General features: G+C 44.4%; 14 protein-coding genes, 2 tRNA genes and 1 pseudogene. 11 read left to right on the plus strand and 6 right to left on the minus strand.

The window, feature by feature from the left end; translation table 11 throughout:
* Window positions 1-7: 7 nt before the first annotated feature.
* A complete protein-coding gene (locus I6E24_RS06005) occupies window positions 8-1,456 on the plus strand; it encodes an ATP-binding cassette domain-containing protein (RefSeq protein ID WP_235327072.1) in 1,449 nt (482 codons plus the stop codon).
* A gap of 166 nt (window positions 1,457-1,622) precedes the next feature.
* Here I6E24_RS06005 and I6E24_RS06010 read toward each other — a convergent pair whose 3' ends face one another.
* On the minus strand, window positions 1,623-2,780 hold the full coding sequence (locus I6E24_RS06010) for a dicarboxylate/amino acid:cation symporter (RefSeq protein ID WP_235327094.1): 1,158 nt from the start codon (window positions 2,778-2,780) through the stop codon (window positions 1,623-1,625).
* A 121-nt stretch (window positions 2,781-2,901) separates the two neighbouring features.
* Here I6E24_RS06010 and I6E24_RS06015 point away from each other — a divergent pair, with 121 nt between their 5' ends.
* From I6E24_RS06015 to I6E24_RS06045, 7 genes and pseudogenes are all read left to right on the plus strand, one after another.
* The gene (locus I6E24_RS06015) at window positions 2,902-4,569 is read left to right on the plus strand and encodes a formate--tetrahydrofolate ligase (RefSeq protein WP_235327095.1); all 1,668 of its coding nucleotides are present in this window, start codon (window positions 2,902-2,904) and stop codon (window positions 4,567-4,569) included.
* A gap of 147 nt (window positions 4,570-4,716) precedes the next feature.
* Window positions 4,717-5,997: a TolC family protein gene (locus I6E24_RS06020; RefSeq protein WP_235327074.1), complete on the plus strand. Its 1,281-nt coding sequence runs from the start codon at window positions 4,717-4,719 to the stop codon at window positions 5,995-5,997.
* Window positions 5,998-6,094: 97 nt separating this feature from the next.
* On the plus strand, window positions 6,095-6,985 hold the full coding sequence (locus tag I6E24_RS06025) for an HlyD family secretion protein (protein ID WP_204508661.1): 891 nt from the start codon (window positions 6,095-6,097) through the stop codon (window positions 6,983-6,985).
* A 22-nt stretch (window positions 6,986-7,007) separates the two neighbouring features.
* Complete coding sequence (locus I6E24_RS06030; protein ID WP_235327076.1) at window positions 7,008-7,922, plus strand: ABC transporter ATP-binding protein; 915 nt, start codon at window positions 7,008-7,010, stop codon at window positions 7,920-7,922.
* A gap of 5 nt (window positions 7,923-7,927) precedes the next feature.
* Window positions 7,928-8,665: pseudogene (locus I6E24_RS06035) on the plus strand (ABC transporter ATP-binding protein); the annotation flags it as partial.
* 5 nt (window positions 8,666-8,670) lie between these two features.
* Window positions 8,671-9,777 (plus strand): ABC transporter permease, encoded by a 1,107-nt coding sequence (locus I6E24_RS06040; protein ID WP_235327080.1) that lies wholly within the window; start codon window positions 8,671-8,673, stop codon window positions 9,775-9,777.
* A 7-nt stretch (window positions 9,778-9,784) separates the two neighbouring features.
* Entirely contained in the window at window positions 9,785-10,906 is a 1,122-nt protein-coding gene (locus tag I6E24_RS06045; protein WP_235327081.1) for an ABC transporter permease, read from the plus strand.
* 113 nt (window positions 10,907-11,019) lie between these two features.
* Here I6E24_RS06045 and gcvP read toward each other — a convergent pair whose 3' ends face one another.
* The 4 genes from gcvP to I6E24_RS06065 are packed head-to-tail and all read right to left on the minus strand — an operon-like array spanning window position 11,020 to window position 16,060.
* Window positions 11,020-13,869 carry an aminomethyl-transferring glycine dehydrogenase gene (gene gcvP / locus I6E24_RS06050; RefSeq protein ID WP_235327083.1) on the minus strand — a complete coding sequence of 950 codons (2,850 nt, stop codon included), beginning with the start codon at window positions 13,867-13,869 and terminating at the stop codon, window positions 11,020-11,022.
* Between the two features lie 31 nt (window positions 13,870-13,900).
* The gene (locus tag I6E24_RS06055; protein ID WP_235327085.1) at window positions 13,901-14,539 is read right to left on the minus strand and encodes an MBL fold metallo-hydrolase; all 639 of its coding nucleotides are present in this window, start codon (window positions 14,537-14,539) and stop codon (window positions 13,901-13,903) included.
* A gap of 3 nt (window positions 14,540-14,542) precedes the next feature.
* The gene (gene rsmG, locus I6E24_RS06060; RefSeq protein ID WP_235327087.1) at window positions 14,543-15,169 is read right to left on the minus strand and encodes a 16S rRNA (guanine(527)-N(7))-methyltransferase RsmG; all 627 of its coding nucleotides are present in this window, start codon (window positions 15,167-15,169) and stop codon (window positions 14,543-14,545) included.
* A gap of 36 nt (window positions 15,170-15,205) precedes the next feature.
* Window positions 15,206-16,060 carry a DUF3298 and DUF4163 domain-containing protein gene (locus I6E24_RS06065; RefSeq protein ID WP_235327089.1) on the minus strand — a complete coding sequence of 285 codons (855 nt, stop codon included), beginning with the start codon at window positions 16,058-16,060 and terminating at the stop codon, window positions 15,206-15,208.
* 175 nt (window positions 16,061-16,235) lie between these two features.
* On the opposite strand from I6E24_RS06065, the gene lipB reads away from it, so the two are divergent.
* From lipB to I6E24_RS06080, 3 genes are all read left to right on the plus strand, one after another.
* Complete coding sequence (gene lipB / locus I6E24_RS06070; RefSeq protein WP_235327091.1) at window positions 16,236-16,886, plus strand: lipoyl(octanoyl) transferase LipB; 651 nt, start codon at window positions 16,236-16,238, stop codon at window positions 16,884-16,886.
* 197 nt (window positions 16,887-17,083) lie between these two features.
* Window positions 17,084-17,156 (plus strand) — tRNA-Lys (locus I6E24_RS06075).
* Window positions 17,157-17,191: 35 nt separating this feature from the next.
* Window positions 17,192-17,264: transfer RNA gene (locus tag I6E24_RS06080), tRNA-Lys, on the plus strand.
* Window positions 17,265-17,424: 160 nt separating this feature from the next.
* Here the strand turns inward: I6E24_RS06080 and ric are convergent.
* The gene (gene ric, locus I6E24_RS06085; protein WP_235327092.1) at window positions 17,425-18,141 is read right to left on the minus strand and encodes an iron-sulfur cluster repair di-iron protein; all 717 of its coding nucleotides are present in this window, start codon (window positions 18,139-18,141) and stop codon (window positions 17,425-17,427) included.
* Window positions 18,142-18,705 lie beyond the last annotated feature (564 nt).

Genomic DNA, 18,705 nt, shown 5'->3' on the forward strand with positions numbered 1-18,705 from the left:
AAAAACAATGCAACAACGAGTTATTTCAGTATCAAATGGCGTTACCCGTCATCCTCTGTACAGAATGGGTAAGCCTGTGGACTTCTGCCTGAATGCAGGCGAGCAATTGGCTGTAGTAGGTCCAAACGGTGGAGGTAAAAGTATTCTTATAGATATCATAACAGGAAAATATCCACTGTTGATGAATGAGGTGGCATACGATTTTTCACCTTCAAGTTCAAATCTTGTTTCAGACAATCTCAGATACATAACATTCCGCGATTCGTATGGCGATGCCGACGGCAGCTATTATTATCAGCAGAGATGGAACTCGCAGGATACGGAGAATATTCCTGTAGTTGGCGATCTTCTTCCACAGTGCAAGGACGAACAGCTGAAAGAGAGTCTTTACACTCTGTTCAGAATAGAAGAAATGCTGCAGAAGCCTATCATACTTCTTTCCAGCGGTGAGTTGAGAAAATTCCAGCTTACAAAGACACTGCTCTCAGGACCAAGAGTCCTCATCATGGACAATCCTTTCATCGGACTTGATGCCGGCACGCGCGATTTGCTGAAGTCGCTTCTGGCGGAGCTTATCAAGGTGATAGGCCTTCAGGTTATCCTTGTACTTTCCAAATCGGACGATATTCCTGACTTCATCACTCATGTGATAACTGTTGAGAATATGATTTGTGGCGAGAAACTTCCACGTTCCGAGTATCAGGGTGTCTCTGTACCGGAAAGGTTGCTTTCCGACGAAAAGATCCAAGCTATACTTGATATGCCTTATAAGGATAATCTGTATAAGGCAGCCAATGTAGTCAAACTGAATAAGGTAAGTATCCGCTATGGCGAAAGAACTATTCTCCGTGAACTTGACTGGACAGTGAAGTGTGGCGAGAAATGGGCCTTGAGCGGTGAGAACGGTGCCGGAAAGTCAACACTCCTGAGTCTGGTTTGTGCCGACAATCCACAAAGCTATGCCTGCGACATCACTCTGTTCGACCGCAAGCGCGGCAGCGGCGAGAGTATATGGGAAATCAAGAAGCATATCGGCTACGTCAGCCCAGAGATGCACAGAGCCTATCTGAAGAATATTCCTGCCATTGACATTGTGGCAAGCGGACTTCACGACTCTATAGGACTATACAAGCGTCCTAAGGAAGAGGATAGGGAAGTGTGTCTGTTCTGGATGGATATATTCGGAGTAAAGCAGTTGGCAGACAGGAGTTTCCTGCAGTTGTCGAGCGGCGAGCAGCGACTTGTACTTCTGGCACGTGCTTTCGTGAAAGACCCTGAGCTTCTGATACTCGACGAACCTCTTCACGGACTTGACCTGTACAACCGCCGTCTGGTGAAAGATGTAATAGAAACATTCTGCCGTCGAAACGACAAGACCATGATTATGGTTACCCATTATAAGGAGGAGCTTCCTGCCTGCATTACCGATTCATTGTATCTGGTCAGGAACAGGTAAGTTTCGGGAAAAAGATTGCGAATCAGTTCATATTAATTTTAATCCCAGCAAAAAGATGGCGTAACACGTCCGTGTTACGCGTGCAACACATTCGTGTTCCGCGTGTTGCACGTTTGTGTTCCGCGCGTGACACGAACGTGTAACGGTAACTTTGTAAGGCCATTTATTATTTTCTGAACCATCGGTCTATAATCACAGCGAGTGCACCGTCTCCCGTAACATTGCATGCTGTGCCGAAGCTGTCCATTGCAATATAAAGTGCTATCATCAGTGCTTGGGCGTTATCATCGAATCCAAGCATTGATGACAGTATTCCCAATGATGCCATAATAGCTCCGCCGGGCACTCCCGGGGCAGCAACCATCGTTATTCCCAACATGAATATGAACCCAGACATCATCTTGAAATCGTAAGGAATTCCTTGCATCATCATCAGTGCAAGGGCGCATGCCACAATCTTCATCGTGCTTCCCGACAGATGAATAGTGGCACACAAAGGTATCACAAAACCTGCGGTATCTTCGTTCACTCCGTTCTTTACAGTCTGTTTCAGTGTTACCGGTATTGTTGCGGCCGATGACTGCGTACCCAGTGCTGTGAAATAAGCCGGCATCATGTTCGCAAGCATCCTGAAAGGGTTCTTTCCTGCTATAAGTCCTGCTATCACATATTGGAATATCAACAGAAGTATATGAAGGATGAAGATTATTCCGATTATCTTGATAAATACACTCAGCACATGGAAAACCTGTCCGGAGTGCGTCATATTGAAGAATATACCGAAGATGTATATCGGCAACAACGGGAGGATAACCTTCTGAATAGTCTTTACGATAATCTCCTTGAAATCAACGAAAGCATTTTTCAGATAGCTTGTATTAAGGTTTGCCATTCCCAGTCCCAGTGTGAAAGCCATGACTAGGGCTGTCATCACATTCAGCGGTTCAGGTATGTCAATGGTGAAGAACGGTACAACCCCGTTTGCCTCACTGATTTCCGAAAGCGGAATATCTCTTGTTATGAGCATCGGGAAGAAAGTCTCACCCACAGCGTATGAAGTAAACCCGGAGAAAAGTGTAGCTGCGTAAGCCAGCAGTGCAGTTACGGCAAGCATCTTTCCTGCTCCCTTGCCGATATCAGCAATGGCGGGAGCCACAAGTCCCACTATTATAAGAGGAATGATGAATGCCAGAAATTCGCTGAACAGTCCGTTGAATGTAACGAATATTCTTACAGGCAGGGCAGGTGATATGATTCCAGCTCCTATACCTAACACTATGGCTATTATAATCTGGGTCAGTAGTCCGGGTCTTTTCAGTTTCATTTTCTCTGTGCGGCGGACTTCTTTATTACTAAATTCCATAATTAGTGTATATTACTTTGTTGTTTCATTCACAAATATAAAGTTTTTTTTCTTACCTTTGCAAACATCTAAAAATATGAATATGAAATCAGATATAGAAATCGCACGCAGTATTGAGTTAACCAAAATCAAACAGGTTGCCGCTAATTACGGTATGCCATTGGAACATGTAACACACTACGGACGTTACATGGCTAAAGTATCAGAAGAAATCATTGATGAAGAGAAAGTAAAGAAAAGTAACCTGATTCTGGTTACAGCCATCACTCCTACAAAGGCTGGTATCGGTAAGACTACAGTGTCAATAGGTCTTGCACTGGGTCTTAACAAAATAGGCAAGAAAGCCATCTGCGCCTTGCGCGAACCTTCACTCGGACCATGTTTCGGTATGAAGGGTGGAGCTGCCGGAGGTGGTTATGCACAGGTTCTTCCGATGGAGAAAATCAATCTTCACTTCACAGGCGACTTCCACGCCATCACTTCTGCACACAACATGATTGCAGCACTCCTCGACAACTATATGTATCAGAACCAGGACAATGGTTTTGCCATGAAGGAAGTTTTGTGGAACAGAGTGCTTGACGTCAACGACCGCGGATTGAGATATATAATCACAGGACTTGGCGGTAAGACTAATGGTATCACTCGCGAGTCAAGTTTCGATATCACTCCTGCATCGGAAATCATGGCTATCCTCTGTCTTGCAAAGGATGAGAATGACCTTCGCCGCAGAATTGAAAATATACTTCTCGGATTTACTATCGACAACAAGCCTTTCACAGTGAAAGACCTTGGAGTGGCAGGTGCCATTACAGTGTTGCTCAAGGATGCTCTTTCTCCTAACCTTGTACAGACTACAGAGGCTACTCCTGCATTCGTTCACGGAGGTCCGTTCGCCAATATCGCACACGGCTGTAACTCTGTTCTTGCTACCAAGCTTGCAATGACTTTCGGTGACTATGTGATTACAGAAGCCGGATTCGGTGCCGACCTGGGTGCAGAGAAATTCTATGACATCAAGTGCCGCAAGGCAGGTCTGCAGCCAAAACTTACAGTGATTGTTGCAACAGCTCAGGGACTCAAGATGCACGGCGGAGTAGAGTTGGAGAAAATCAAGGAACCTAATATGGAAGGATTGCGTGAAGGTGTTAAGAACCTCGACAAGCATATCGAAAACCTCCAGTCGTTCGGACAGACTGTAGTTGTGGCATTCAACCGCTATGCCAACGATACAGACGAAGAAATCAACTTTGTTCGTCAGCACTGTGAGGAAATGGGAGTAGGATTTGCCGTTAACAATGCATTTGCCGAAGGTGGTGCAGGTGCTGTAGAACTTGCAAACCTTGTAGTGGATACAATTGAGAACAATCCTTCAGAACCTCTGAAATTTGCATACGACGATGAAGATTCTGTAGAAGTTAAGGTTGCTAAAGTGGCATGCGAACTTTACGGCGCTAAACAGGTATTGTTCGGTCCTGCCGCAAGAAAGAAACTGAAGATGATAGAGGAACTCGGATTCAGTCACTTCCCTATATGTATTGCCAAGACTCAGTATTCGTTCTCTACAGATCCGAAACTGTATGGAGTGGCATCTGGATTCAACTTCACAGTACGTGATATAGTAATCAATGCCGGAGCTGAAATGCTCGTTATCGTAGCAGGCGAAATGATGCGTATGCCTGGATTACCTAAGGAACCACAGGCGTTGCATATCGATATCGTGAACGGCCAAATTGAAGGTTTGTCTTGATTTTGAAGTTAAAGAAGTTAAAAATCTGCCATGGATGTTATGTCCGTGGCAGATTTTTTTATTATATGAAAAATTAGTGGAGTGTGGCTTGTTAAACTTAAAATAAAATGATACTTTTAAGACACTTAACATATATCCCGTTATAGAATGAAAAGACTATGTACTACCGCCATTGCAGTTGCCATATCTGCATTGTGCTTCGGACAGACGAGTATAACCATCGAGGAGTGTTACAGCAAAGCCAGGGAGAATTATCCTCTTATCAGAAAGCTTGGTCTGGTGGAAAAGACTAAGGAATATAATATTGATAATCTCAATAAGGGTTATCTCCCACAGCTGATGTTCTCCTCAAAGGCGACATATCAGTCTGACGTAACCAAGATTCCTATCGACCTTGAGGCTATGGGCTTTAAGGGAGTGGAGATTCCGCATCTCAGCCAGGATCAGTATGGCATATCGCTCGACCTTAATCAGACTATCTGGGACGGTGGGGCAATCAAATCATCTAAAGAGGCTGTGAAATCTTCTTCTGAGGTTGAAAGGAACAACATTGAGGTCAGTCTCTATGCCGTAAACGAAAGAATTAACCAGATCTATTTCGGAATACTGCTTGCCGATGCCCAAATAGAGCAGAACAGGCTGCTGAAAAAAATCCTTGCAGACAGCTATGCTCAGGTGGAGTCCTACGTAAAGAACGGTATAGCCAATCAGTCAGATCTGGATGCCATCAGGGTAGATATTATTAAGTCAGAACAGAACGAAATAGACTTTCTGACGGCAAGAAACACATATATAGCTATCCTTGCCAAACTTACGGGTATGGAGATTGATGAGGAAACAAAGTTAGTGAAACCTTTGCCGGAGCGCCCTTCGCAGAGCGATGCCTTAGGACGACCGGAGATGAGCCTGTTCGATGCGCAGGTGATGAAGTACAGAAGCGATTACAACCGTATCAATTCAGGGCTTTATCCCCGCCTAAGTCTTTTCGCCACAGGAGGATATGGCAAGCCGGGACTGGATATGTTCGAAAATAAGTTTGCGCCATACTATATAGCCGGGATAAAGCTGAACTGGAATATCGGCAATTTCTATTCCCTCAAGAGCCAGAGAAAACTCATACGCAACAATATTGATATTGTGGAAAACCAGCGTGAACTCTTTCTCTTCAATACCGATATAGACAAGACGCAGAAAGAGCTTGCAATAGACAAATACATGGATCAGATAAAGTACGATGACGAGATTATCCGCCTGAAGACTTCCATCAGAAAAGCATCCGAGGCAAAGATAGCCAACGGGACCATATCCGGTACCGATCTTATGCGTGACATCAATTCGGAGCATGCAGCCATACAGACAAAGATTCTGCATGAAATACAGCTTCTGCTTGCCATCTACGATTTCAAATATGTGATAAACGACTTTTAAATACTGTTTAAACACTATTTAAATACCATTTAAACACTGTTTAAAAGCCTTTTAAAACACTTTGCAAAAACTTTTCAAAACATAAAAACAGGGAAACATGAGAAACATTCTTTCTATTATATCAGCAATGACCCTCCTGGCAGCATGTTCGGGTAGCGACAGTAAGTACGATGCTTCGGGAGTATTCGAAGTGACAGAAGTGATGGTGTCGGCAAGAGTGGCCGGTGAGATTATGGAACTTGATATAGACGAAGGTACGGAAGTTACTGCAGGTAAGCCTGTGGGATATATTGATACCGTACAGCTTTACCTTCAGAGGCTTCAGCTTGAGGCAAATGTGAAAGCAGCTGAAAGCCGTATATGCGATGTGGATAAACAGACAGCAGCCATACGTCAGCAGATTGCCACACAGAAAAAAGAACAGACCCGATTCGAAAATCTAGTCAACGCCAATGCCGGAAACCGCAAGCAGCTGGACGATATCACTGCAGCCATCAATCTCTTGGAGAAGCAGTTGGACGCACAGACTGAAACATTGAGAAACAGTAATGCCAATGCCAAAGCCCAGGCAGAAGCCTTGAAGGCTCAGATAGCGCTTACAAACGATATGATAAGTAAAAGTACTATCGCATCACCGTTTGACGGAACGGTCATGGCCAAGTATGTAGAGAAAGGCGAGCTTGCAGTGCAGGGACGCACCCTGTTCAAGGTGGCAAATATCAACGATATGTATCTGAAAGCCTATATTACATCCGGACAGATAACCGGTCTGAAGATAGGTCAGGAAGTAAAGGTGTTTGCCGATAGCGGCGACTCCGACAGAAAGGAATACCGCGGGGTAATCTCATGGATTTCCGATAAGGCAGAGTTTACTCCGAAGACCATTCAGACACGCGATGAACGCGCAAACCTTGTATATGCCGTCAAGATTAAGGTACAGAACGACGGATATATCAAGCGCGGAATGTATGGGGAGGTGAGTTTTTAATTATTAATTCTTAATTCAAAAAATGTCCTCAGTATCAGTATCTCAATTATCAAAATCATATAGCTCAATCAAGGCTCTTGACGATGTTAGCTTTGATGTTCCGAAAGGCGAACTCTTCGGTATCATAGGTCCGGACGGAGCTGGGAAGACTACACTCTTCCGTCTCCTCACCACACTGATATTGCCGGACAGTGGCAGTGCCGTGATTGAAGGTCTGGATGTGGTGAAGGACTATGCATCCGTGCGAAGTATAATAGGGTATATGCCCGGAAAATTCTCGCTGTATCAGGATCTGACAGTAGAGGAAAATCTGAATTTCTTTGCTACGGTTTTTAATACTACTGTAAAGGAAAATTACCATCTGATAGAAGATATCTATAAGCATATCGAACCCTTCAAGACTCGCCGGGCCGGAAAATTATCGGGAGGTATGAAGCAGAAACTGGCATTGAGCTGTGCACTTATCCACAAACCGAAAGTCCTCTTTCTTGACGAACCTACTACCGGAGTAGATCCCGTATCAAGAAAGGAATTCTGGGAAATGCTCCTGAAACTGAAGAACCAGGGTATAACCATTATAGTATCAACGCCGTATATGGACGAAGCCAGACTTTGTGACAGGATAGCACTGATGCAGAACGGAAAGTTCCTTAGGATAGACTCGCCGGACAATATCATAGCATCCTATCCCCAAAAACTATGCTCTGTCACAGCAGACAATATGCACGGACTGCTGAACGACCTGCGTTCCTGCCCATACTTGAAATCGTCGTTCTCATTCGGTGCATGCTATCATGTCACTATGGTTGAAAGCGCTACTGCCGCTATGCTTGACGAATATCTGATTAATAAGGGATACGGAAATATTGAGATTACAGAGATTAAGCCTACAGTGGAAGACTGTTTCATGTTGATGTTAAAGGAGGATGAGCAATGAAGGAAGAATACGTTATACAGGCCGAGAACCTTACCAAGAGGTTTGGCAATTTTACGGCAGTCGATCATATTACTTTCAACGTAAGGAAAGGAGAGATCTTCGGTTTTCTTGGTGCAAACGGGGCGGGCAAGACTACAGCTATGCGAATGCTTTGCGGATTGAGCCGTCCTTCGGAGGGCAGGGGGACAGTGGCTAGTTTCGATATAGAGCGTGAACCCGAAAAGGTAAAGCGCAATATAGGCTATATGAGTCAGAAATTCTCCTTATACGAAGACCTGAAAGTATGGGAGAACCTACGCCTGTACGGAGGAATTTATGGTATGAAGGATAAGGAAATAGCCGAAAAGACAGATGCTGTTCTCCGCGGCATAGATATGGAATCAGAACGTAACACTATGGTGTGCGATCTTCCTTTGGGCTGGAAGCAGAAGCTTGCTTTTGCCGTATCCACATTCCATAATCCGAAGATAGTATTTCTTGACGAACCGACTGGTGGGGTAGACCCTATCACCCGCCGCCGTTTCTGGGAACAGATATACGGTGCGGCGTCAAGCGGTATCACGGTGTTTGTCACCACTCACTATATGGATGAGGCCGAATACTGCGACCGTGTTTCCATTATGGTGGACGGCAGGATAAAGGCGCTGGACAGCCCTATGGCGTTGCGTAACAAATTTGGTGTGTCGGACATGGACGAAGTATTCCGCATGTTGGCACGCGAAGCTACACGAAAAGGAGATTGACATTTATGAAACAGTTTATTATATTTGTCCGAAAGGAATTTCTTCACATATTCCGTGATTCCAGAACCATGCTTATCCTCCTGGGTATGCCTATGGTGCAGATGCTTCTGTTCGGTTTTGCCATTACCACCGAAGTGAGAAACACCAAGGTTGCTGTGTTCGATCCTTCACAAAGCATGGAGACCAGAGCCATAAAGGAACGTTTCGATGCCAGTGAATATTTCACCATTGCCGAGGAAATTCGGGATGTATCGCGCATAAACGATGTCTTCAAGTATGGCGAGATAGGCCTTGTCATGGTGTTCAGCGATGATTTCGAAAATGAACTCCATCTGGGAGGAGATGCCGCCGTGCAGCTCATCACCGACGGTACGGAACCTAACCAGGCGTCAATGATAACAGGCTATGCATCAAATATCCTTGCACAGAGCATGCAGGAACTGTCCGAAGGTAGCAGTGTCCCATGTCGTATAATACCCGAAATAAGGATGCTTTACAACCCACAGGCAGAGAGCGCATACAACTTCGTTCCCGGAGTAATGGGAATGATACTCATGCTTATCTGTGCCATGATGACCTCAATAGCCATTGTGCGCGAAAAGGAGAACGGCACAATGGAGATTCTCCTTGTCTCACCCATGAAACCGATATATATCATTCTTTCTAAGGTAACACCATATTTCACACTGTCTATGGTAAACCTTATAACCATACTCCTTCTTTCGGTATATGTGCTCGGAGTACCGATTGCCGGCAGTCTGCCACTTCTGTTGTTTGTATCTGTGATATTCATCTTCCTGGCATTGTCGCTCGGCCTGCTTATCTCCAATGTGGTGAATACTCAGGTGGCAGCCATGCTCGTATCCGGTATGGGACTTATGATGCCCGTCATGCTCCTTTCCGGTCTGATATTCCCGGTAGAAAGCATGCCCATTCCGCTACAGTGCCTTTCTGCCATAGTTCCCGCAAGATGGTATGTCGATGCCATCAGAAAGATAATGATTCAGGGAGCAGAGATACAATTCGTCCTGAAGGAGATAGGAATACTGCTTTTTGTCACAGTGGCCCTGGTTGCACTTAGTCTGAAAACATTCAAGAACCGTTTAAACTGAAATGTCTATGCTGAAGTATTTGTTGGAAAAAGAATTCAAGCAGATAATGAGGAACAAGTTCATTCCCAAGATGATAATAGCCATGCCTCTTTTCATGATGCTTATCATGCCCTGGGCTGCAAATCAGGAAGTGACGAATATCCGTCTTACTGTGGTTGACAACGACCGCAGCGTGACATCAGACGAACTGGTGCGTAAGGTGGTTTCGTCAGGATATTTTATCTTCCAGTCGGTGTCCGACGGTAGTGAGGAAGCCCTCAGGGATGTTGATGCCGGAAAGGCAGATATAATACTCGATATTCCGGACGGATTCGAGAAAGATTTACAGACTGAGAGAGTAGCAGGTGTGATGATTTCGTCCAACTCCGTAAATGGAACCAAGGGAATTCTGGGCAGCAGCTATCTTTCCACGATAGTCAATGATTTTGCGGCATCGTTGTCCGAGGAAATGATGATGTCGCAACCAGCTGTAACAAGTTCAGTGGGAAAGTCATTCAGGATTATGCCCCAATACAAGTTCAATCCGCACCTCGACTATAAAGTCTTTATGGTACCAGCCATAATGGTGATGCTTCTCACCATGATAACCGGATTTCTCCCTGCATTCAATATCGTGGGCGAGAAGGAAGCCGGTACCATTGAGCAGATAAATGTGACTCCAGCAAGCCGTATGCAGTTCATACTTGCCAAGCTGATACCTTACTGGTGCATAGGTCTTATAGTCTTTACCCTTTGTATGCTGCTGGCTGTGTTTATATATTCACTTATACCTGTTGGCAGCCTCCTGACGATATATCTATTCGCTGTGGTATATATCGTTGCCGTATCAGGTATGGGACTCGTTGTGTCCAATTATTCTGACACCATGCAGCAGGCCATGTTCGTGATGTTTTTCTTCATAATGATATTCCTGCTTATGAGCGGACTTCTCACTCCCGTTTCCAGTATGCCGGACTGGGCACAGTATATAACCATATTCAATCCGTTGAAATATTTTATCAGCGTCATGCGTATGGTATATCTCAAAGGCAGCGGATTTGCCGAACTCGTCCCGTATTTCCTGTCCCTATGCGGTTTTGCCGTGGTGTTCAATGCGTGGGCGATATTGGGGTATAGGAAGAGGAGTTGAGTATTATTTGTTAGTTTTTAGAGAAGATTTGAAGTAAAATAATTATACAATTAAACAAAAAATGGCGAGAGTACAATCCCGCCATTTTTTATTATTAATTATTCATTATTAATTCATTCAAACGACCCATACCGTGTAGGCAACAGCTTGCGGTCGCCCAGTGTATTGTCTATTCTTGCCACATTTATCCAGAACTTGTTCTGTCTTACACTTTCAAGCGGATAAACAGCCTTGGCGCGTGTGTAAGGATGATTCCATTCGCCTTCCACTACCTCATATTCCGGATGAGGCGCGTTCTTCAGAACATTGTCTTCTGCAGATGCGGTTCCGTTCTTCACTTCCTCAATCTCATTCCAGATACTCAGCATAGTATCTACAAAGTTGTCAAGCTCTGCAAGACTTTCACTCTCTGTCGGCTCAATCATCAGAGTGCCGTGAACAGGGAATGAAAGGGTAGGAGCATGATATCCGTAGTCCATCAGACGCTTTGATATATCGTTTTCGTCGATACCGCTTTCCTCATGCAGTCTTCTGCAGTCAAGAATCATTTCGTGTCCCACAAAACCGTTCTTACCTCTGTATACTATACCGTATGTGTCGTTCAGACATGCGGCCAGATAGTTGGCATTAAGGATAGCAGCCTTAGTCGCGTTCTCCAAACCTTCGGCACCCATCATGCAGATATATGCGTATGTGATAGGCAGGATTCCCGCACTGCCGTAAGGAGCAGACGAAACCTCGTTCAGAGCATTATCAGTTGAAGCATGTCCCGGGAGGAAAGGAACAAGATGAGATTTCACGCATACAGGACCTACACCCGGACCACCGCCGCCATGAGGGCTGGCAAATGTCTTGTGCAGATTCAGATGACATACGTCCGCACCGATAGTTCCCGGATTGGTAAGTCCCACCTGAGCATTCATGTTCGCCCCGTCCATATAGACCTGTGCACCGCAGTTATGTATGATATTGCAGATTTCCACTATATCTGTTTCAAAAATACCGTGAGTGGAAGGATAAGTAATCATCAGTGCAGCCAGACGATCCTTGTTTTCTTCGGCTTTGTGTTTCAGGTCTTCCACATCCACATTGCCATGTTCGTCGCACGCACAAGTCACAGTGGTAAATCCGGCCTGAATAGCCGATGCAGGATTAGTTCCGTGAGCCGATGCAGGAATAAGAATTATATCCCTGTCACCCTGGCCGATGCTGTTCAGATAAGCCGCAATGACGCGCAGACCGGTATATTCGCCTGCAGCACCTGAGTTAGGTTGCAGTGTAACACCGTCCATACCAGTAATCAGAGCCAACTGTTCCGATAGATTTGTTATCAGTTCCATGTAACCTTCTGCCTGGTCAGCCGGAGCCAGAGGATGCATGTTCATCCAGCCGGCATTGCTTAGAGGCATCATTTCGGAAGCCGCGTTCAGTTTCATTGTACAGGAACCGAGTGAAATCATGGAATGAGCCAGAGAAATATCCTTACGTTCCAGACGCTTGATATACCTCATCATCTCAGTCTCAGTGTGATACTTGCAGAACACCTCGTGAGTGAGATACCCACTCTGGCGTTTCATATCCTTCTTGATAACCGAGCCTTCAGGAATTTCAGCTGTTTCTGTGAAAGGTTTTTCTGCGGCAATGGTAAAAATACTTAACAGAAGATTAGCTTCTGCCACAGAAGTAGTCTCGTTTACGCTCAGTCCTACATCACCATTGTCAAAATATCTCAGATTGACACCTTTGCTGGCAGATATAGTCTTTATTTCGTCAGTCTTTACATGATCAGGCATCTGCAGTCTCAGAGTGTCGAAATAAACGGCATTCTTCTGTACATAACCCAGTTTCGAGAGCTGTTTAGCCAGCCATACAGTAGTGCTGTGTATTCCCGAAGCAATACTCTTTATGCCTTCCTGGCCATGATATACGGCATAGAATCCTGCCATTGTAGCCAGCAAAGCCTGGGCAGTACAAATGTTAGATGTAGCCTTCTCGCGCTTGATATGCTGCTCGCGTGTCTGCAATGCCATACGATAGCACAGATGTCCGTACTTGTCTTTCGACAGACCTATGATACGTCCCGGCATATTTCTCTTATATTCGTCCCTTGTGGCAAAATAAGCAGCCGACGGACCTCCGTAGAACTTAGGAATACCCAGTCTCTGAGTACTTCCGAACACGATGTCGGCACCCCATTCACCCGGCGGAACCAGCAGGGCCAGCGACATGATATCCGCATCCACAGCCACCTTGCATTCAGCCTGATGAGCCTTTTCTGTGAACTCCCTGTAATCCTCCGCGCTACCGCTGTTGTTAGGATATTGCACTATGCAGCCGAACACGTCAGGAGTAAATTCGAAGTCCTTGTATGAGCCTGTCTTCACGTTCATACCCTGAGGAATAGCCCTTGTCATGATAACTGCAAGGTTCTGAGGGAAAATCTCCTCATCCACGAACAGGGTACATGCCCCTTCCTTCTGCTGCTTGCGGCTTCTAAGCGCGAACATCATAGTGGCAGCCTCGGCAGCGGCAGTAGCCTCGTCAAGCAAAGAGCAATTGGCAAGCGGCATAGCCGTAAGGTCGCACACTGCAGTCTGGAAGTTGATAAGAGCCTCAAGTCGTCCCTGAGAAATTTCAGCCTGATAAGGAGTGTATGAAGTGTACCACACAGGATTTTCGAATACATTTCTCTGTATCACGGCAGGAGTGGCAGTGTCATACCAGCCCTGACCGATATACGATTTGAATCTTGTGTTTTTCGCTGCCATACGGTTTATATGGTCGGCAAACTCATATTCGCTCATGGCAGGTTTAAGTGGCAGTCTCTCTTTAAGTCTTATTTCAGACGGGATGGTCTTTTCTATGAGTTCATCCACAGACTTTACTCCGATTTTATTGAGCATAACAGGAATATCCTGTTCCGAAATACCGATATGGCGGTCGGCAAATGAGAAACTTTTCATGGTTATATTAGTTTTAGGTTTGTAAGTTTTTTTATCTGAAGAACGGATTGTTCATCTTTTCGTTTCCTATAGTGGTAGGTTCGCCGTGTCCCGTATACACCTTTGTCTCGTCAGGCAGGGTAAACAGGCGGTTGCTTATGCTGTCAATCAGCTGTCTGTAGTTGCCACGGTCGAGGTCGGTTCTTCCTATACTGCCTCTGAACAGAACATCACCACAGAACAGACAGCCTTCCTTCTCGTTATAGTAAACAAGGCTTCCCGGCGAGTGTCCCGGAGCCTGGATAACCTTCAGAGTCGTGTTTCCGAAGCAAACCTCATCGCCGTCTGCCAACTGCTTTCCAATGGCAGGAACATCCTCGTTCATCGCAATTCCGAACATGCGGCAATAATCCTTCGTCTTAGGCAACAGGAATTCATCGTCTGCCGAAGCCTCCGGCATAACGCCATAAGTTCTGCTCACAAAGGCATTTCCGAATATATGGTCCAGATGCAGATGAGTGTTGAGCAGATGCTTCACTGTGAGTCCGTTTCTTTCGATATACTTCTTCAGCATCTCCTGTTCGTCCTCGTAATAACATCCGGCGTCAATGATTACAGCTTCGTTAGTCTCGTCCGACAACACATAAGTGTTTACCGGAAACATATTGAATTCAAAGCATTTTATAGTCATAGATCATTTGTTTATAGTTACGTAAACCACCTTTTTGGTCTCAAAGAATTCCTCTTCGAAATAATCTTTCAGATCATACATTACTGTCTGATGTTTCACCGGCATAACCTCGTTCTGAAGCTCGCCACCCTTCAGACAGATAAGTCCGTTAGGCAAAGCGTTGTTCTGTTCCTTCTTGATATTCTTTCTGATGATTTTCAAAAGATCAGTAAGTGGCATTACGGCACGGCTCACAACGAAGTCGAACAACTGTTTCTCCTCCTCAGCCCTGCAGTGGCGTGTAGTGACATTCTTCAGTCCTATGGCAGAAGCAATCTCAGTAGCCACCTTTACCTTCTTTCCGATACTGTCCACCAGATGGAAATGAGTGTCCGGAAACATGATAGCCAACGGAATGCCCGGGAAACCGCCGCCCGTTCCGAGGTCCATAATCTCAGTACCCGGTCGGAAATTAATCACCTTGGCGATACCCAGCGAGTGAAGTACATGGTGTTCGTACAGGTTTGTAATGTCTTTTCTGGAAATCACGTTGATCTTGCTGTTCCAGTCGGTATATAAATCGTATAAAGCCATGAACTGCTCCTTCTGTGTGTCGGTCAGTTCCGGAAAATATTTCTGTATAATCTCCATTTATTGAGTTAATAATTAAGAATTAAAAATTAAGAGCTATTTTCTGTTCAGCATCGTTTCAATCTCTGCGTATGGCACGTCGATGATAAATTCTCCCATAGAATACGGAGCTATGTCATATCTGTTGTAGAGGAACGAAACCCTGTCCTCAAGCAGCAGGAAGTTGTCAGGGATATAAAGATCCACATCAAGCAGTGCGCCGTTCTCCTTAAGTCCCTCTATTGAAGTGATAGTGTCAGTCTCCAGTCTCTGGTTCACCTCGTCTATCAGATGTTTCATTATCAGTCCTACGATTTCCTTCTCCTTGTCTTTTCTGAACACTACGTCCTTGGTCAGCACCTTGCCCGATTTTGCCAGCAGGTTAGCCCATTTGATAGTAGTGTTGGGATGAGCACCGCCCGTATCCATGAAAGTTGACACGGAGAAGTTCCAGATGCTGTCATTATTGAGCGACAGTTCCGAAGTAATCTCATATTGATAGTTATACCATGCCGGGATATCCTCCGGCTTCACTCCGTTGTGAATGTCGGCTTCGTAGAATTTTGTAAGCTTGTCTCTATAGTCCTTGGTATATTTGCCCACTACAGCAGGAATAGCTTCTTTCGGATCCATCTTCCCGTATGTATCACCAAAGGCTATACTCTGGATTTTGGAATTTATGATGGCTGAAATGGAATCCTTTTCGTCTCCCGCTTCCAGATACATGTAATCTATGGAAACCTTACATTTCGGCGATGACTTGTCACCGGCTTTCAGGGTAACCAAAGTATCCGCCTGTATGCTTGACACCTTTGCAGGCTTGGCAGTCTCCGTGTTCTGACAAGACTGTATCGAAAGACACGCAACCGCTCCACAAGCCAAGGCAGTATTAAGAATCGTTCTTTTTTTCATAATCTGTTTTTGTGATAATTTCTACTTAATACAAATATAAACAAAGTTCTTGAAAGAGTTAAACGCAGGCTTACATTTTAATAGTTTTTTACTGTATATCCACAGCTCATTATGCCCTACATCTTGCAATATTAAGATAAAACCTGTATTTTTGTTTTAAACTAAACCGATAACCATGAAAATAGAAGACTGGAAACACATTACTTATTCCGAAGCCTGGGAACGGCAGACGGAATTGTTCAATTCGATAATTAAAGCCCGCAGTGAGGGACAACCATACGAGAATCGTATAATCTTCTGCACTCATCCGCATGTATATACAATAGGCAAACACGGCAAGCAGGAAAACATGCTGATAAGCGACGAAATGCTTTCGCGCATAGGAGCCGAAGTGTTCCGCATCGACCGTGGAGGCGACATCACCTATCACGGTCCCGGTCAGCAGGTATGTTATCCCATTCTCTGTCTTGAGGATTTTAAACTGGGGCTGAAAGGCTATCTCCATCAGCTTGAAGAGGCTGTAATCCGTACCTGCTCGCATTACGGAATAAAGTCCGGCAGGGTAGACGGTGCTACAGGAGTGTGGATAGATATAGGAACTCCACGCGAAAGGAAGATTTGTGCGATGGGAGTCAGGAGCAGCCATTTTGTAACCATGCACGGTCTGGCACTTAACGTAAACACCGACCTGGGATACTTTGACTATATCAATCCGTGTGGCTTTACCAATAAGGGAGTGACCTCGATAGAGAAGGAGACGGGGGTGCAGGTATCTATGGACGAAGTACGTCAAATCCTGGCTGAAGAGCTCCTGAAACTACTCTGATGCATATCAGATATAATTTTTTTGTTAAAACATCATTGGCATTCACAAATAAGTTTATCTGCTGATAATGTGCGTTTTGTGCAGTCTGAACAGTCTGTAACGGAAATAAAAAGGATAAAAGGCGGATAAAAATGTGCATGAAATGTTTTGTAAATTCAAATAAAAGTCATACATTTGCACCCGCAATCGAAAATGATGCACTCTTAGCTCAGTTGGTAGAGCAACTGACTCTTAATCAGTGGGTCCAGGGTTCGAATCCCTGAGGGTGTACTTCTTTCGGGAAATTTGACAATAATTTAGTGGATGCACTCTTAGCTCAGTTGGTAGAGCAACTGACTCTTAATCAGTGGGTCCAGGGTTCGAATCCCTGAGGGTGTACGTGCACTGACGGTTTTTTGGATTGGGGAATCCATTGGCCGGAAAAAACGAACAGAGAGTCCTTTAAATCGTGAAGATTTGAAGGGCTTTTTTATTTGTGTCTTCAAAAGAAATAAGGGATGCCGAAGCATCCCCTTTCAGAAAATTCAATCTTATAATATTAAAACATTCTTTCTTCCAGTTCCAGACTTTTCGGGAACATGATATTATTCTCGATATGGATATGTTCGAACAGCGCGTTTACGAACTTTTCCAACTCTGTCATCATCAGGCGGTAAGTGTTGCACCCGTCCTGCGGAACCTCAAAATTGTTGGTAATCTCCTTTATATGTAAATATCTGTTACCTTCATTCTCATGCTCCATATTCATAACCCTTATAGGATTTGCTATTGATCCGCAGTGCATAGGCTCAATACTGATATTTCTTTCCGACGCATCGAAAAGTTCAAGCAGGTATGGGAACAGCACATTCTCTTCTTTCTGCAGATGGTTTTCCAGATCTTCAAGCGAAACGCTGACCTGTTCGTACAGCTCGTTCAGTTCCGGATGTCTCTCTCCATGTGCTTTCTTAACCTTTTCTATCAGCTCCAGAAGTACCGAACCATTATTTCTGATGCCGCGGTGATGTATCTTGAGCACATAGTCAATAAGCAGGTCGATAGGCCAGGAGGCAAACGGAATACCACCTTCCGAAACAGTGCTGTTGTCGTTTATAGCGTTGATAACAGTATCTACATCTACATTGGCATTCTTGCATGCTTCATCCAGGGCAACCTGACCATGACAGCAGAAATCTATTCCAAACTTGTAGAACACACTCGCCGTAGCAAATCTTTCGGCTACGATATCTCCAACATTTCTCTTTCTTAAATCCATATTGCTTAGTATTTAATTGTTTGCTGCAAAGGTAAGGGTAATAAACCGTCTGAACCGTAACATTTGTTACGTGGCGGCATAATAATGGTTAATTGACATTCTTCCGTATGTTAAATGTCATTTTGACAATTTGTAATTATGGGCTTCTGAGAATGGCTGTTTTGTGTATGATGGTTCGACTGAAACTGAAAAACGTATTTATACGGTTTTGTGAATTGATAAAATTGTATTTATTACGCTTGAAATTATATTATGTGTAAGAGGTTTTGGCGATTGTTGTGATAATAGTTTCTAAATAATATATTTCTATTGTTATTGTGATACTTTGTGTGTCTTCTTGTCTGTTGATGAAATAGAATAAAATTTCCTGTTTTGCAATGTCTTTTCAAATGTTTTGCAAGCCTCTTGAAAATGCTTTGACATTTAAACTAAGATGTCAGGACGTTTTAGTTTGAATTTCTTGTCGTTTTCTCTTGATTTTTTGGAAAAGTCAGTGTTAATTTATTTTGGGCGTTTAAGGATACTGCTGATTTTAGTTGATGATTTGTTAAGTATATGTATTCA

This window comes from Bacteroides caecigallinarum (assembly GCF_021530995.1).
GTDB lineage: Bacteria > Bacteroidota > Bacteroidia > Bacteroidales > Bacteroidaceae > Phocaeicola > Phocaeicola faecigallinarum.